The sequence below is a fragment of the Nocardia citri genome (genome assembly GCF_054065835.1).
The window spans coordinates 1-15393 of record NZ_JBSUQM010000040.1 but is presented as its reverse complement, the minus strand read 5'-3'; the positions used below and the strand labels follow the sequence as shown (position 1 = coordinate 15393).

General features: G+C 62.4%; 12 protein-coding genes. 3 read left to right on the top strand and 9 right to left on the bottom strand.

Annotated elements, in window-relative coordinates:
• Positions 1-339: 339 nt before the first annotated feature.
• On the bottom strand, positions 340-1257 hold the full coding sequence (locus tag ACW2Q0_RS29850; RefSeq protein ID WP_457194260.1) for a phosphotransferase: 918 nt from the start codon (positions 1255-1257) through the stop codon (positions 340-342).
• Positions 1258-1431: 174 nt separating this feature from the next.
• Complete coding sequence (locus ACW2Q0_RS29845) at positions 1432-2439, bottom strand: DUF7065 domain-containing protein (RefSeq protein ID WP_457194259.1); 1008 nt, start codon at positions 2437-2439, stop codon at positions 1432-1434.
• A gap of 321 nt (positions 2440-2760) precedes the next feature.
• On the opposite strand from ACW2Q0_RS29845, the gene ACW2Q0_RS29840 reads away from it, so the two are divergent.
• Together ACW2Q0_RS29840 and ACW2Q0_RS29835 are read left to right on the top strand one after the other, a co-directional pair.
• Positions 2761-3387 (top strand): TetR/AcrR family transcriptional regulator, encoded by a 627-nt coding sequence (locus ACW2Q0_RS29840; RefSeq protein WP_457194258.1) that lies wholly within the window; start codon positions 2761-2763, stop codon positions 3385-3387.
• A 1-nt stretch (position 3388) separates the two neighbouring features.
• Entirely contained in the window at positions 3389-4027 is a 639-nt protein-coding gene (locus tag ACW2Q0_RS29835; RefSeq protein WP_457194257.1) for a TetR/AcrR family transcriptional regulator, read from the top strand.
• Between the two features lie 194 nt (positions 4028-4221).
• Here the strand turns inward: ACW2Q0_RS29835 and ACW2Q0_RS29830 are convergent, their stop codons facing one another.
• From ACW2Q0_RS29830 to ACW2Q0_RS29820, 3 genes are all read right to left on the bottom strand, one after another.
• Positions 4222-5082: an AAA family ATPase gene (locus tag ACW2Q0_RS29830; RefSeq protein ID WP_457194273.1), complete on the bottom strand. Its 861-nt coding sequence runs from the start codon at positions 5080-5082 to the stop codon at positions 4222-4224.
• Between the two features lie 31 nt (positions 5083-5113).
• Positions 5114-6550 (bottom strand): VWA domain-containing protein, encoded by a 1437-nt coding sequence (locus ACW2Q0_RS29825; protein ID WP_457194256.1) that lies wholly within the window; start codon positions 6548-6550, stop codon positions 5114-5116.
• 232 nt (positions 6551-6782) lie between these two features.
• The gene (locus tag ACW2Q0_RS29820; protein WP_457194255.1) at positions 6783-7943 is read right to left on the bottom strand and encodes a spirocyclase AveC family protein; all 1161 of its coding nucleotides are present in this window, start codon (positions 7941-7943) and stop codon (positions 6783-6785) included.
• A 192-nt stretch (positions 7944-8135) separates the two neighbouring features.
• Between ACW2Q0_RS29820 and ACW2Q0_RS29815 the strand changes: the two genes are divergently transcribed.
• Positions 8136-9353: a cytochrome P450 gene (locus ACW2Q0_RS29815; RefSeq protein WP_457194254.1), complete on the top strand. Its 1218-nt coding sequence runs from the start codon at positions 8136-8138 to the stop codon at positions 9351-9353.
• A 517-nt stretch (positions 9354-9870) separates the two neighbouring features.
• On the opposite strand, the gene ACW2Q0_RS29810 is transcribed toward ACW2Q0_RS29815, so the two are convergent.
• Genes ACW2Q0_RS29810 through ACW2Q0_RS29795 form a run of 4 tightly spaced genes read right to left on the bottom strand, consistent with a single transcriptional unit; the run spans position 9871 to position 14623 of the window.
• On the bottom strand, positions 9871-10848 hold the full coding sequence (locus tag ACW2Q0_RS29810; RefSeq protein ID WP_457194253.1) for an NADPH:quinone oxidoreductase family protein: 978 nt from the start codon (positions 10846-10848) through the stop codon (positions 9871-9873).
• Positions 10849-10901: 53 nt separating this feature from the next.
• Complete coding sequence (locus ACW2Q0_RS29805) at positions 10902-11549, bottom strand: TetR/AcrR family transcriptional regulator (RefSeq protein WP_457194252.1); 648 nt, start codon at positions 11547-11549, stop codon at positions 10902-10904.
• Between the two features lie 22 nt (positions 11550-11571).
• Complete coding sequence (locus ACW2Q0_RS29800) at positions 11572-13098, bottom strand: phytoene desaturase family protein (protein ID WP_457194251.1); 1527 nt, start codon at positions 13096-13098, stop codon at positions 11572-11574.
• Between the two features lie 25 nt (positions 13099-13123).
• Complete coding sequence (locus tag ACW2Q0_RS29795) at positions 13124-14623, bottom strand: class I adenylate-forming enzyme family protein (RefSeq protein ID WP_457194250.1); 1500 nt, start codon at positions 14621-14623, stop codon at positions 13124-13126.
• Between the last annotated feature and the right edge of the window lie 770 nt (positions 14624-15393).

Genomic DNA, 15393 nt, shown 5'->3' with positions numbered 1-15393 from the left:
AGCCCTAAGTAGCCGGCCCAGCGTGGCGTGGGAACACTTGTTGTGGTCGCTTTTCCGAGAATATTGCAGTCACCAAAGTCACGTACTGCACAATCCATGGGCGATGGGGGCGTGAAGAACAGCAGCCATCCGAGATCGACCAACCTACTGTGATCGATGCTTACCTTCACTGCAACCTCCTGCGAGATTTACGATTCGCGCGCCCGAACATGCGTCGCCAGAAACTTTAATCATTAATAAATTAAATTCATGCCACGTGCCTCCCTTGTGCCGACGCCAACAGATGGCTGCGAAGGTCCATACTTGGTCGGTGACGGCCTGCTCTTCAGCGGCGATCGCTCACGCGATGCCGCCCACGGTTACTGCGTCGAGATCGATCACCATGTCCGCATATCGCCGGATCTGGTCGATGATCACGAGGTCCCCTCGCTCGGTCGACTCGACTCGACTCGCCATCCCGACGAACAGGAACACACCGTACAGAGCTCCTTCGCGGTAAGACTTCCAGCACGCGTCGAAGTCGTAGCCCTCCACTCCTGCCGCGACAAGGCGCCCGTGGTACTCCCGAACCAGATCAGCCTCGATGGAGCGGCGTACCTTGGTCGCCAACGACGAGCCGAGGAAGTAAGCCGCGTCAAGTCCGGGCGGGCCCTGACGGATGGTCTGAAAGTCGATGACAGTGACCGGCGCCGCGCCGGGCGTGTTGCCGAACATGATGTTGTCGCTGCGGAAATCGCCGTGCTGTACGACCGTCGGCACTGCCCAGCTACGGACCCACTGCCCAGCTTTTGGCAGCACACGCTGGAACAGATCGACATGAGCCGGATCCAACCGGGGCCCGAATCGCTCGATAAACGGCTCGAGGCCCGCAGCGAGCGAGTCGAAGACGCCGAGCGTGCGTCGCGGATCGGCGAGCCAATCCATCGCAGCAGTTGCCGGAGAGTTCCACAGCGGCGCCTGGAAGGCGACTAGCTCGGCCAGAACCGCGGAGCACTCGTCGGTCGAGCACTGGGTGAGTACATCTCCGGGGCGCGATCCGCTTAGATCTTCCAGCACAAGCGTGAACATGCCCGTGGCCTCGTCACGCTCGGACAGGTAGCGCTTCGGGATGCTCATGTTCGTAACCAAGGGCGCAACGTCACGGTAGAAGCGGACCTCGAGCTCGTACATGCCCATAGCGAGAGCGAGCCCCAGGCTGCCTTGATCGTCGGTTGGATACTTGACGACGACCGATGCAGGGCCGGTGGCGCCGTCCACGTATCCAAGCGTCGCACGCATTATCCGCGCCATGAGCCCACCGCCGATCGGCTCGAGATCGACATCGTTGACCTTGCCACCGAGGACCTGACTGAACCAGTCGGGGGTGAGTGTGCTGGCATCGGTCACTATTTGCTGCGTTAGCACGAGGGTTTCCTTCTATCGGTTCATGATTTAGTGATGGTCGAGGTCGACGGTGCGTTCAATGACGCCATAGCCGGTTTCGCCGGCCCAGTCGAAGCGGGCGAAGGCATCGACGTAGTGGTGATTGACATCGGGCGCGGCGTGCGTGCCGAGTACGAGTTCGGCGGAACCGGCACACGCAGCTCGAAGCGGGCGTAGCACCTCCGCGGAGACCTTGGCCTCGATGTTGTCCCCATCTCGCAGCGTGAACCCAAACCCTGAGTTCGTGTCGTCGAGTGTGCGTGCCTGAGGCAGACCATCGGCTTGGAGATGGCGCACCGATGCGCTGTCGGTGATCGTCGCGACGCTGAACGCAGGCCGCGGAGGCATTCCGGTTACCAGGACTGCCATCAGTGCCCGGCCGCTCTCCGGGAACTGGGCGTGCAGCCATGTCGTCGTGCCGATCTCGCGATAGTCCCGAGGCCCCCACGAGTGGTCGCGCAGACCAGTGCCTTTGATCTCGAACCGCTCATCACCGCACACGAGCCAGCCTTCAAGCCTGCCGTGCTGCTCGTAGTGGCCGTGGCCCCATGCCTGGTCCAAATGCTCAGTGCCGAAGTCGAACGGCGGGCTCATAGCTTCGTAGGACAACTCCCAACCCACCGGAGTGTGCAGTCCATCAGCGACCGGACCCGAGCGATATGTGTCGCCGTCGAGCAAGCGACCCGCACCGACGAAGCGTTTCGTCCATCGCTCGTACGGCGCATCACATTTCATCCACACACCGCTTACACCGAGGTTCTTTGTGTAGCCCGGGCCGAGTGCCTTCGCCGTCAGGAACCGATCGCCCGGGAGTGCGATGTTGACGACCTCGTCCCATAGCTCGAACGGCGAAGTGCGGCGTGCGAGATGTACGTAGATACCGACATCGTTCGCGGATGACCAAACATAAGACAGGTAGTTCTCGGACCACGTCGGCGGATTTTCCGCTTCGCGCGGATGCGGGAGTTCATCTTCGTCAGTGAGCCAGGCCGGTCGCGCCCGGACTGCGCCCGTCACCGATTTCCCCTCGAACACGACGACAGCCGGGGCGCAGACTCTCTGCCACTGGCCATGCTCTTACTCCTTGACGCCGATACAAAAAGGAAGGCCTTTTCAAGCTAATAGACATGATGTTCGAGCAATACGTCCATGTCAAGCACTAGTGTGCCGCTCGCAGCCAGGGCTGCGGATCGCCGAGGTCTGCGGTGCCACAGGTTCGCCTCATACGCCGCCATCGAAACCAGCATCGAGCGAGCGGGCCCCGACGTGATGCAAATTGCATCTGCCGGATCCGGTCCCGCATGCCTGATCGAGCCTCGATCGCATATGCTCTGAGTGGTGAGTACCGTCGCGATCACCGACGAGCGCGCCACCGGCGACCGCCGCGCGGCGCTTGCCCGTCGGCTGTTACCAGCCCTGGAAGAACTGCTCGAAGATGAGTCATTCATCGAGATCAGCGTGGAACGACTTGTGCAGAGAGCCGGTGTTTCGCGTTCGGGGTTCTATCTTCATTACTCCGACAAGGGAGACCTGCTCCAGTCTCTCGCCGTAGAAGTCATCGCAGATCTGTTCGTCTGTGCGACAGGTTGGTGGCAGCTTCCGCCCGGCGCTTCCAAAGCACAGCTACGACAGGGGCTCGACCAGATCGTCGAACTGTACTTGCCGCACAACAAGCTGATAGCGGCCATAATCGAGGCATCTTCGTATGACACCGAGGTGGCCGCCCAGTTCACGATGCTCATGCGCGAAGCGGCCAATCGGGTGGCCGAACATGTCAGGCGCAGCCAGAAGAGCGGTGACGCACAGCAGGACATCGACGTCGAGCCGGTATCCGAGTGGATCACGTGGCTTATCGAGCGAGGTCTGTACCAACTGGTAGCACAAGCGGATAAAGAGGAACGCGAGAAGCTGATGACCGCGGCGACAGACATCATCTGGCGATCGCTCTATGTGAAAGGGCGCTGACATGCGCTCGGTTACGCGTCGGACGCAGAGCGCGAAGGACACGCGCCGCCGCGAGGCATACGACGCTCTGCTTACGGGTATACAGCAGGCCCTCCTCGAGGGCGCCACATTGAATCAGCTCAGCGTCGGAGAGCTCGCCAACCGCTCCGGGATCAGCCGCTCCCGCTTCTACGCCCACTTCCGCGACAAGGGCGACTTCCTCTGCACGTGGCTCGACAACGTCCGTGACGAACTGAACACAGCCTCGGCCGCTTGGACGGACTTAGGCCCTGCCCCAACTTTCGAGGAACTCCACGCGGCTCTGAGCGAGGGGGTCGCTACCTACCAGTCTCACGCGCTGATGTTGTCTGCTCTGCTCGACGCGGCGGTTTACGACGAACTGGTCCATGCCCAGCTCAGCGGGATAGTGGATCAGAACATCGCCGCTTTGACCCGCCATATCCAGCGCGGCCAGCGACAGGGCTGGATCGACCGTGAGCTCCTTGCCGCACAGACCGCCGCCTGGCTGATCTGGATGACAGAGCGCGCGCAGAACCGGATCCTGAAAGGTGCGTCCGAGCTGGAAACCGAGCGCCACGTCAATGCTTTCTGCCACGTGGTCTGGCACGCGTTGTACGCATCACCCTCCGCGGCGTCCTGAACATCGCCAGGTCCCGGGTGCCCCTTGGCAAATTGGAAGGATGCCGGCCTCAGATTCAACTGCGGTGATGTGGCGTTGTTGGTGTCAACAGGCGGCTCGCCGTAGCCACTAGCAGTATTGCCCGCACTGAGCTGGGGAAATGTTCTCGAGACACCACTATTCAACGGGGCCGCAGTCCATGACGGCGCTCCTCGTCAGGGAAGGTATCGACCTTCCCCGTCGTCGTACCGTCGACCGTCGGTACCAAGAATATGCGACCCCGCGAAGTACATCTCGGACGTACTCTCGAGGGCATCCGCGAGCGCTAAGTCGTCCGTCAATGTTTCGATAATGGCTGCCCGGACTGCAACCCTGGGCGCCAGCCCACCAGCGATAAGCTTCGCCGCATCCACGAGTAGTCGCGTCGACGGGACTTCGCGTAGCCCTGGGTCGTCGACACGGCGCAGCGCTTGGCCAAGGCGCACCAGGGCCTGCGCGACAGCGGGTGGCACGAGCCCTTCGATACCGATGATCTCGCGTTCGACCTCGGGAGCGGGGTAATTCAAGGTAATGGAGACCATCCGCTGACGTGTCGAAGTTTTTAGATCTTTGAGCACACTTTGGTAGCCAGGATTGTAGGAAACGACCAGGCAAAATGTATCTGGCGCCTTGAGCTTTATACCGCCGAGCCGTTCGATGAACAGCTCGCGGCGGTGGTCCGTCAGAGAGTGAATGGCGACGGTCGCGTCTTGCCGGGCCTCCACGATCTCGTCCAGGTAACAGATCCCACCTTCGCGCACCGCGCGCGTGAGCGGTCCGTCGATCCACTCGGTCTGTCCGCCGACCAGCACGTGCTTGCCGATCAGATCAGCGGATGTGACGTCCTCGTGGCAGGACACCGTGTATAGCGGCAGACCGAGTTGCTCGGCCATGTGCTCGACCAGCCTTGTCTTGCCGCACCCGGTTGGCCCCTTCAGTAGAACTGGCATGCGCTGTTGGAAGGCAGTACGGAAAATATCGACTTCGCTGCCTGCGGGCAGATAGGTCGCCACGGCGGCCGTGGCAGTGTCCGTCATGGTCATCTGATCCTCCTGGATTCGATGGTGCTCAGGACGCGGTCCTGCGCTGGCCGTGCGAGGCATCGAGCGCGCGGCGGAGGGCGGCGCGGATCTGGGGCTCGCCGCGCAAGGCCAGATCGTGCGTAGTGTTCATGTGCAGGTGGTTGAAGCTGCCCCACATGCGGTCGAGCGAGTCGGCATCCTGGGCCGAGCCGACGCTCAGACAGACGCAGCCAACGCCGCTCGTAACAGCCTCTCCGAGGGCGCGCCGGACGTCCGCTTCGGCATACCGGCCTTTGTAGTCGTCTTCGTAAGGAAGGCCATCCGACACCAGGACCAGCAGTTGTCGACTCGTGCCCGATGCCTCGCGCGCAAGTAGCGCGCCGTGGCGAATCGCTGCGCCCATCCGGGTATATCCCGTGGGCTCGAGGTCGACGAACCGTCGACGCGCGGCGTGGTCGAGACGGTCGTCGAAGTGCTTGACGCGGAGGAACCGGACATCTCGCCGGCCATGTGAGCGGAACGCGTAGATGGCGACGCGGTCACCCGCCTGCTCGAACGCATTCGCGAGGCGTAGCGTAAGTGAGCGTTGCTCATCCCAAATTGCGCCGCCGGCGCTCCGGGCGTCCTGGGTGGACCCCGACGCGTCGAGGACAACGACGACTCCGAGGTCGTGGGCAGTAGGGCGACGTGTCTCATAGACACGCGCATCCTGCTGTAGCCCCGTGGCGCGCCCAACAGCGAACTCCACGAGGGCCCGCAGGTCGAGGGCATCGCCATCTTCGCGGCGGCCGTGACGTTCGAGGGCGAGCCCGATGCGTGCGATCATTCGCCGCAGTTGGGGGTCGTCCGCTACTGGCAACGTCCGTGACGACGCTGTAGGTGCGGGGTCAAGGTGGTGGACCGAACAGTGGCGCGGGCGGTACCGCTGACGATCCTCGTCCCACTCATGATGCTCCGTGCCGGCTATGGCGGCGGCGTCTTTTTCCGAACCAAGGGGTGTCGAGCGGGTAGCGACCCCGCCCTGATCACTCATCTCACGCAGCTGGACCGCCGCCCCGGCAGCGAGTTCCGCGCCGTCTGCTTTCCCGCGTCGAGAAGACATCTCGCTGCCCATCAGCTCACGCATCAGCCGCGACAGTGGGTTCTTCCTGAACACGGAGGTGAGCAGATCACGGACTTCGCTCGACTCCTCGTCGTCCGCTTCGCTGAGTTCATTGGTAACTTCGCGTAAGCGGTCCAGGCGTGCGACCGCCCCAGCGGACTCCGCGGTTCCGCCGGTTGCTCGGGCACGCAACACCACAGAGGGGCGGACGACCCCGACGATGTCGGGCGCGAGAGCGATCGGCTCCTTGCCCAATGCCCGGGAGAGCGACTCGTCTGCCGAGGCAGGCACCGGTGCGACTCCGAGACTCCGGAACGCGTTCTCCACCGCCGGAGGCAGCACGTGCCCGAGGACCTGCGGAAGTCGGCTGGCCTCGAGCACGGCGTATCGTGCACAGGCCGAGCGTCGCCCGACGAGCCGAACCATCAGGCGCGGGTGCATGCTCCCAGCAGCGAGGAGCCCGGCTTGGGCGACCACAGAGACCAGTGGCGGTTGGGACTGAGGCAGCCAGAGTGTCTGCCCGTCAGTGAACGCGATCGGCTCGCGGCCGTATTCGACCGCGAGCCGACGACACGCGACGGCCGATGCAATCAGCGCGTACGAATCGTGCATGTCAGTGCTTACCGTGCAATACCGGGTAGCTCTGGGGAAGTTGGCCGACGTCGCTCGGAACAACGAGCTTGCCGTCAGAGCCGATATACGCGGAGTGCTTGCGCGCGTTGGGGATACTGGGCGCGTAGCAGTCGCGTCCGGTCCCTTCGCCGCAAACCCCATTAAGGAAGTACGACCGCTCCTGAACAGCCTTAGGCCACTCCGTCTGGTTAACCCCGACGTGGTACGCGTAGATGTTGTAGCAGAAGAAGTAGATGGCCTGAGCGACGGCAACCAATGCCAAGAAGCGGAGAAGAACCTTGACGTTCTTTCCGACGCGAAGATTGTCGACGCCGCGTTCAACGATCGTGTAGCCCTTGTCGTCCTTATAGTAGCGGAGCAACGCATACGGGGTGAGAAGGAAACCGATCAGGATGCCCTCGACAAATGGGTACGCCGTGAACGAGCCTTTGAACAGTTTCGGCCCAGGAGCACCCGGATAGGCGTAAAAGCCGGTCTTCATCCAGATGAACCCTTCGATTACCACGTCGAAGACCACGCATGCAACGTAGGCGGCGAGGAGACCGCCGACGACACCGAAGCGCGGGAATCGCTTCATCGTGGTCTTCAGTACCCAGAACGCGACACCCACGCCGATCAGCCAGAAGTAGACGTAGCCCGGGCCCATGCCGATAATTGGTTCCGCGAGCATGTTCCCCGGCTCGCCCGAAGGGGCGTTGAAGAAGGGGAGATACGGCGCCCACGAACCGCGATTGAACATCGTGGCGTTGTACGTGAACCAGTAACCACCGGACAGCGAAACCGGATCCTGAATGTACAGCGTGGCGTAGGCTGCGGCGAGAAGGCCTTCTGATGTCGGTTTGCCGTCTCGGCGCCAAGGCTTCACAAGGAAATGCCACAGGCACCATACAGCGGCCACCGAACCGCCGATCTGGATAACGAGCAGCGAATAGTGCTGCCAGTCTGTCACCTGAGTAGGGCCGGGATCAACGGCCTTGAAATACGGCCCGGTGATCCATCGCAACAAAATGTATGCGATCAGCGCCAGCGTCAGCGCCCCGGCGATCGCCCACCAAACGACTGGCTCGACCTTTTTCGTCTCGACGTCCGCTTCGCTGCGCGATCGCGCAAGCCGCGACGCGGGGGGTGTGTGCGTTGCCACGACTGCCCTCTCCGTTCGTGAACGTCCCACTCCCTAGTGAACGTTCTGCTCGAACAGCATGTCTATTCAGAGTGGACCATGTCAAGAGGTTGGGCATTGACATCCGGGGAACCGCCCGCAAAAATGGACACATTGTTCGAGCATGACGTTCACTCCTTCATTGCGATCAACTGCGAGTCAAATAAGGAACCTATGAGCACCCCGATCCCCTCTCGCCCGGTCATCGATTTCGATCACCACGCGGTCGAGACATCCCACCACCGCGAGCGGGTCCTCGATCGCGTACGCGAGCACCCGCTCTTCTACACCGAAGCCAACGGGGGCCACTGGGTCGCGACCTCACACGCCCTCGTCAGACAGGTTCTGCGAGATCCCGCTACCTACTCCTCGGAGAAACACCCCGACGGCAGCGGCGGGGTAACGATCCCCACCGTGATAGGCCCGCGCCTGATCCCTGCCGAGGCAGACGCCCCGTTCCACCGCGACCTGCGGCGCATCCTCACCCCGAAGTTCAACAAAGCCACCGTGGACGCCATGGCACCAGCCGTCGAGGCGTTCATCACCGAAACGATCGACCGCGTCCTGGAACTCGGCGACTTCGACATCGTCCACGACATCGCCGACGTCATCCCCGCAGGCGTCATGGTCCGATACCTCGGCTTCCCCGACGAAACCCGCAAACCGTTCATCGCCTCCATCCAGGCGGCACTGTCGGTCATCCCGATGGCATCCGGCGGCGAAATGACCCCCGAACTCCAAGCCGGGATGGAAGCATTCGGCAACGCCGTGAAAACCATCCAGGACCTCGTCGCCGAACGCAAAGTCAGCCCGACCGGCGACGTCGTCAGTTACCTCTGCGAACAGTCCGACCTCTCCGACGACGAACTCCTCTGGGTCGTCTTCACCCTCATGGTCGGCGGATTCGAAAACCCCGCCGCACTCATCTCCAACATGCTGCTACGCCTGTCCGAAAACCCCGAACTACGCGAGCAACTCACCATCGACCCCGACCTCATCCCCGCAGCAGTCGACGAATTCCTCCGCACCATCACCGCCGGCGTATCACTCACACGCAACATTCGCGTCGACACCGAACTCGGCGGCCGACAACTCCGAGCTGGCGAACGCATCCTGCTCTGGCTCCCAGCCGCCAACCACGACCCCGACGTATTCGAAGACCCCGACACCTACAAACTCGACCGCGGCCGCTGTCCACACGTCGCCTTCGGCGACGGCCCCCACCTCTGCATCGGCGACAAACTCGCCCGACTCCAATTCCACATACTCCTACGCCAAATCCTTACCCGCATCCCCCAATACACCATCGACCTCACCCGAGCCCAACGATTCGACGACGCAGCAACAATGTACGGCTGGCGAACAATGCCCGCACACACCAACACATGCTGAGACCGTGTCTCACATGGACGATTTCGCCTTCGTCAGTTTCTCGAAGCCGGTGAGCGACGCTGTCACCGGCTCCGTTGTCCCGCGCTGCTTCAACGGCCCCTACGAGCAGAGCAGCAGCGATCGGTGTCACCACCGACCCGGCCGACAGGCGGAGGGTGGCGTTGGATCGGGCAGAGTGTGCCCGACTCACGCGACCATCCGCTGTCAGCGTCGAGGCGGACACATCGGCGTGCTGGACGTCGCCCTCGTTTCAGGCGGGGTCGGCCAACGACCCACATCGTGAACGCGACCGTGCGGCCGCGACAACGGCCGAGCAGGTCGGAGAGAGTTCAGGCATACCGCCACCGAGTCAGTAAATCAAATTTAGATTCGATTACATTGACCTTCGACTCCACACCGGTTTCGAGCCTCCCGTAGCGCTTCTCCAGTCCGGCGCAAGATCTTCTGTCATCGCCATGCGACAGGAGGCGCCGGTCCCCTTGTTCCCGCGTCGATGCCCGGTCTTGACCTTGCTCTTCTACATCTGCACGACGACCTTCCCCATGACGAGACGTGAGGCGATTCGCTCCAAGGCCACCTTCCCCGAGTCGAGCGGGAAGTGCGCCGTCACCGCCGGGCGGAACGAGCCGTCACCGAGCCATCGGCACAATTCCCGCATATGTTCCTCATGACGCGCCGGGTGCTGTTGGACGAATGACATCCAGTGCACCCCGATGACCGAGAACACCTTCACCAACGCGAGATTGACCGGCAATGTCGGGAAGTCGCCCGAGGCGAAGCCGACCACGAGAATACGGCCGTCCATCGCGGTGCTCCGCATGCAGTCGTCGAACAACGCACCACCGACGGTGTCGAAGACTACGTCCGCACCTCGGCCTCCGGTGAGTGCGCGCACCCGATCTCGGAGGTTCTCATGCAAGTGGACGACTGCATCGTCGGCACCCAGCTCCAGACAGAACGCTGCCTTTTCGGGAGTAGAACAGACCGCAATCACACGCGCGCCGAGAAGCTTGCCGACCTGAATCGCTGCGCTCCCGGTACCGCCGGCCGCACCCGTCACCAGCAGGACTTCCCCAGCGGCCAGCCTGGCCTTATCGCGGAGCGCGTGCTGGGCGGTAGCAGCAGAGGACATTACCGCGGCCGCCTGTTCGTACGGCACGCCGTCCGGGACCCGGCTCGGTAACCATTCAGGCAGCACGATCTGTTCGGCGAACCCGCCGAAATTCATCGCAAGACTCATTATTCGATCGCCCACATTCCACCGAGTTACATTGGCGCCCAGGCCAATTACTTCTCCGGCAACCTCGGCACCCGGAATGAAGGGGAGCGCCGGCGTGGTCTGGTATCTGCCGCCGACGAGCAGGATATCGGCGAACACAGCAGCACTCGCGTGCACCCGGACCAGCACGTCGTCCGGGCCAGGGACCGGGTCGTCGACCTCCCGGTAGACAAGTTCGTCGAGCGAGCCGAAGCGGTCGCATACCAGTGCCATCATCGAAACAGGTTCCCGTTCTGAGTAATCGGCCGGCAGACACCTTCCGACGTGGTTCAGCGACTGAGTACGCGCCGCAATGCGTGTGCCGCAGCGACGAAGTCCTCTGAATCCGCGACGGTGACCGCGAGACTGGACAAGCCGTTGAGCAATGCCACGAGCGCCAGTACAACAGCGCGCTGACCACCCCCACCTCGCACCGAATCCGGTGCGAGGTCGGCGATCTCGGTGGCGAGCGCAACGAATGCACTGAGCGAGGTCGTCAGCTCGCGCCGGATCTCTCGATTCCGGCGTGCCTCGAACTGCACCACGATCGAAACGCCCGCGAGTGTCGGATCCTTCCGGTGCAAAGCCGCCGCGGCATCGATGAGAGTAGATAACGCCGAATCAAAGTCGGCAGCCTGCGCGATCGCGGTCCTCAGTTCCGCGACGAAAACCGCGTAGACGTCCTCTGCGACAGCGACGAAGAAGCCGTTCTTACTTCCGAAGTGGTGGTAGAGCACAGTCGGAGCTACCCCGACCGCATCTAGAATCGGCTTCATCGACGCTCCGTCGAGACCGTCGCGCGCGAACGCGATTCGGCCTTCCTGGAGCAACCGGCGCCGGGTCCGATCCCCGCTTTCGCGTTGCGGCCGCGTCGACGGTCGCAGAACCGCACGGCCGGATTTGGTCCCCGACGGCGTCGCATCGAAGTTTTCGGCCATGTCGGGGATCGTACGCCGGGACCTACCGCAGATAATCGGGCACCAGAGATAAGAAGTTTCGGCCCGAGACCGCATTTGCACACAGGAGTGCGGCGTGCGCGGCTCCATTGGTACCGACATCGGTCTGCTCCACCGTGTCACCGGCGAAGAACAAGTTCGGCACCAGCGGATGAGCAACAGGCACCTTGCGGTCGCCAACCATGCCAGGCTCCGGCGACACACCATAGACGCGCTCGGCAAGGACATGGATATGCCAGAGCAGGTTGTCCTCGAAGCTCGGGTAACGCGCTCGGAACCACTCCAACTGAGCGTCGACCAGCTGTTGCAGCAATGCGTCGTCCTGACGTTCGTCGGGACCCGCGGTCGAAAGGATGGACCAGGTCTGAATGTAGTGGCCCGCATCGTCGTGCAGGCGGCGCGAGGGATCGACACCGGTGGTCTGCTCGAAGCCGATGAGAGCCGACCCGCCGCGGATCTTCGGTGCGCCAGGCAAGGTTTCGAGGACAAAGCATGCCCGCGGGTGAGCGGGCTCGATCAATTCCTTTACGCCGATGAATCCCGTGATGCCGGTGGCGGGCCGGACATTGTCGATCCGCTTGCGCATCTCCGGTGGAAAGCTTTCGCGCGGAACCAGCTTGCCGAGTGCGTCAACCGGCACGTTGACAATAACGACATCGGCGTCTATCGGGTCACCGCCGGCCTCCTCCGACAGTCGCACGCCCGTTGCCCGGTAGCCGTCCAGCAACACCTCTTCCACACCGGCGTTGGTACGCACCTCCCCCCCGTTCTCAGTGATGATCTCGCTGAAGACATCGGCGATGCGCTTGAACCCGCCCGCAACCTCACCGCTCCCACCGCCGGTGGACAGGTGCATTCCGGCTGCCAGGGGCATGTTGTTGGTTCGGATGAACTCTCCGGCGGACAGCTCGGTGGGGTCGTTGACGACCAGCAGGTAGCGGCCCAGCCAGGTGTAATAGTCGATGACCCGCTGATCGTCGGTCTGTGACCGCAGGTAGGAGGCCAGATCGATGTGATCGTATCGAGCAGACTCGGCCATCGAGATGCCGATCCGCATTTTCGCGACCCGTCGATGCTCCCGGCGGGACTCCTCCGGCCAATCCTTGGTCATGTGGGCGAGTTCGACGAACTCGCCGTCTTTGTCGATGAAGAGACCAACCTGCGGCCGAACCGGAATCGACTTGCCGAGCGCCTCTGCCAGCATCGAGTATCGGTTGCGCGACGCACCGGTAACCAGGTGCCAGCCCGGGTCGATGATGAAGTCGTCGAAGATCTTCTTCCTGTCCACGATCTCGTCCAAGGACGGCCAAGCGCGCAGTACCCGAACTCCGGCCGCGCCCTTCAATATTCGCTCGTACGCCTCGGCGGAGTAGGCCCCGTGCGGCCCACCGAACGAGACCACGCGTCCGCCTGCGACCGACTGCTTTTCCAGCACTAATACTCGCCGGCGGTCCAGCTTTGCCAGCAGTGCGCCGGCAACGAGACCACCGACCCCGCCACCGACGATGACGACGTCATGCTTTTGTGTCATGGTGCTCCTTTCGATAGGACGACGATCAAGCGACGCCCAGGGATTCCCGCAAGACGTTCTTGCGCACTTTCCCGGTTGCGGTGCGCGGCAGGTCGTTTACGAACGACCAACTACGCGGGACCTTGTAGCCGGCAAGACGAGTACGGCAATACGCCTCGAGTCCTTCGGCGGAAGGCGCGGTACCGGACACCACGACGACCACGGCGTGCACACGTTCGCCGAAGTGATCGTCGACAGCACCGACCACGGCACAGTCGGCTACTCGGGGATGGGTCAGAAGCACGTGCTCGACCTCGACCGGGCTGACATTCTCGCCGCCAGTGACAATCATGTCCTTGACCCGATCGGTGACGAATAGCAATCCGGACTCGTCCAGATAGCCGGTATCGCCGGTGTGCATCCAATCGTCACGTAGCGCGTGGTCCGACTCGGTGGTCCGACGCCAATACCCACCCATCAGGCCGGGCCCGCGGAGCAAGATTTCCCCCGGCACGCCTGGCGGGCAGCTCCGGCCCGACTCATCCGCCGTGGTCACTTCGTAGGTCACGATGCTCGAACCTGCGCTACGCAACAATTCCGGGCGCTCCGGATCATGTTCGACCGGCCGAAGTAACGTCGCTGGCCCTGTTTCTGTCATTCCATACATCTGGTAGAAGTCACAGGCGAAGCCGCTCAGTCCCTGGACCAGCAGTTCACGGTCGATCGGCGCGCCGCCGTAAAGAATTCGGCGTAACGAAGACTTGTCGGTGCCGCAGAAATCGGGATGCGCCAGGAGCATCTTCAGGATCGTCGGGACGAGCAGGGTATCGGTCACCCCACGTCGGTGGATCTCGCTCAGCGCACGCTGGGGATCGAACCGGTTCATCAAGATGTTGGTCCCGCCCATCAGCGCGTACGCAACGGTGAATTGCTGGGCCAGATGGAACAGGGGCAGCATCTGCAGGAACACTGACGATGGGCTCATCTGCAACTCGATCCCGAGAGCCAGCGATCGCGCGAGTTGGGCACGGTTGGAGATCAACGCCCCCTTCGGACGGCCGGTGGTGCCACTGGTGTAGAGCAACGTGGCGGGCGCGTCCGGATCGGGACTCGAACGAAGCGTCCTCGCACCATTCGAAAGTGCTGATGCGTAATGCTCACCGCGGCCGTCCGCACCCAGAAACCAGACCGCGCCGACATCCAGTTCAGCGGCACTGTGGGAAAATTCGCTGCCGCAGATCAGCAAGCTGGGTTTGGCGTCCTCGATCAGCTCCGCAAGTTCTCTGACGGTGAACCGCGTGTTCAACGGAACCAAGACTGCTCCCGCCCGCTGGCAGGCCACGATGATCTCCAGATACTCCAATTCGTTCCCGGCGAGCAGAGCAACTCGTTGCCCCTGCCCATGACCTGCAGCGACCAGTGAGTCCGCAAGCCGGTCGGCCCGCTCGTCCACCTCACCGAATGTCAGGCTGCGCTCCCCCTCGACCACGCATAGCTTCTCGGGCGCACGCCGAGCCGTACGGCGCAACATATCCGGATGCGACATGACGATTGCCTTCCACGATGAAGTGACGGGTTGGGACCCGAGCGCGAGCCAGAAAAGCGGTGGCTCAAATGGCCAGGTCACGAAACGATCGCCGTCTCTAATGTAGTCCATATTACATTAGAGGACTGTATACCTACGTGACCAGCGCCACAATAGGTCTGGTCGTAAAATTTCGAAGATGGATTAATTTCCTGCCGTCTACGACAGGCTCTACCCACGAACTCCCGTCTGCGAAGGCGTTCCCCGCCGGTCGAGCCCACGGATCGACCAGGCGTGATCCCGCTTCGCTCAGCAGGCCCATATGGCCGCGGCGGTACCGGCATCGACCGCAACTTTCGACACCGAGCGGACCAGACGAGCACCACCGCCCGCCTGGCGACGAACCCATCGAGGGCCGCACAGGCCTCGACCAGAGCTGTGCGGTCGAACGAAACGCCGTACCACCGTTGCACCAGCTCGATGGACACGATCCGAGATCGCCGACTCGCTGACGACTGCCCTATTCGCGCCGCGAATCTGTTCAGGTTACGGAAAAGGTGTCCACGCTCGGTGTGAGCGCGTTCCGAAAAGTCACCCACGGTGTACGCGCTAAAAATATTGAAGCCCTGCACATTACACATGAATGCTTGAAAGGAATCGAATCCAGGCGGCGGTCAGCAACATCTTCTGACGTTTGGCGACTACATTCCGCGCGTGACCAACACTGTGTCAGCGTTGCAGCGAGAGTCATACGGCACCTATTGGATGATCGCCCTCCGCGAGTGGGAAGA

What these genes read in the sequence shown, in the direction of transcription:
- ACW2Q0_RS29835 (WP_457194257.1), top strand. Translation starts at nt 3,389, where the DNA reads ATGCGCTCGGTTACGCGTCGGACGCAGAGCGCGAAGGACACGCGCCGC.
- ACW2Q0_RS29830 (WP_457194273.1), bottom strand. Translation starts at nt 5,082, where the DNA reads ATGACGGACACTGCCACGGCCGCCGTGGCGACCTATCTGCCCGCAGGC.
- ACW2Q0_RS29815 (WP_457194254.1), top strand. Translation starts at nt 8,136, where the DNA reads ATGAGCACCCCGATCCCCTCTCGCCCGGTCATCGATTTCGATCACCAC.
- ACW2Q0_RS29810 (WP_457194253.1), bottom strand. Translation starts at nt 10,848, where the DNA reads ATGATGGCACTGGTATGCGACCGCTTCGGCTCGCTCGACGAACTTGTC.
- ACW2Q0_RS29805 (WP_457194252.1), bottom strand. Translation starts at nt 11,549, where the DNA reads ATGGCCGAAAACTTCGATGCGACGCCGTCGGGGACCAAATCCGGCCGT.
- ACW2Q0_RS29800 (WP_457194251.1), bottom strand. Translation starts at nt 13,098, where the DNA reads ATGACACAAAAGCATGACGTCGTCATCGTCGGTGGCGGGGTCGGTGGT.
- ACW2Q0_RS29795 (WP_457194250.1), bottom strand. Translation starts at nt 14,623, where the DNA reads ATGTCGCATCCGGATATGTTGCGCCGTACGGCTCGGCGTGCGCCCGAG.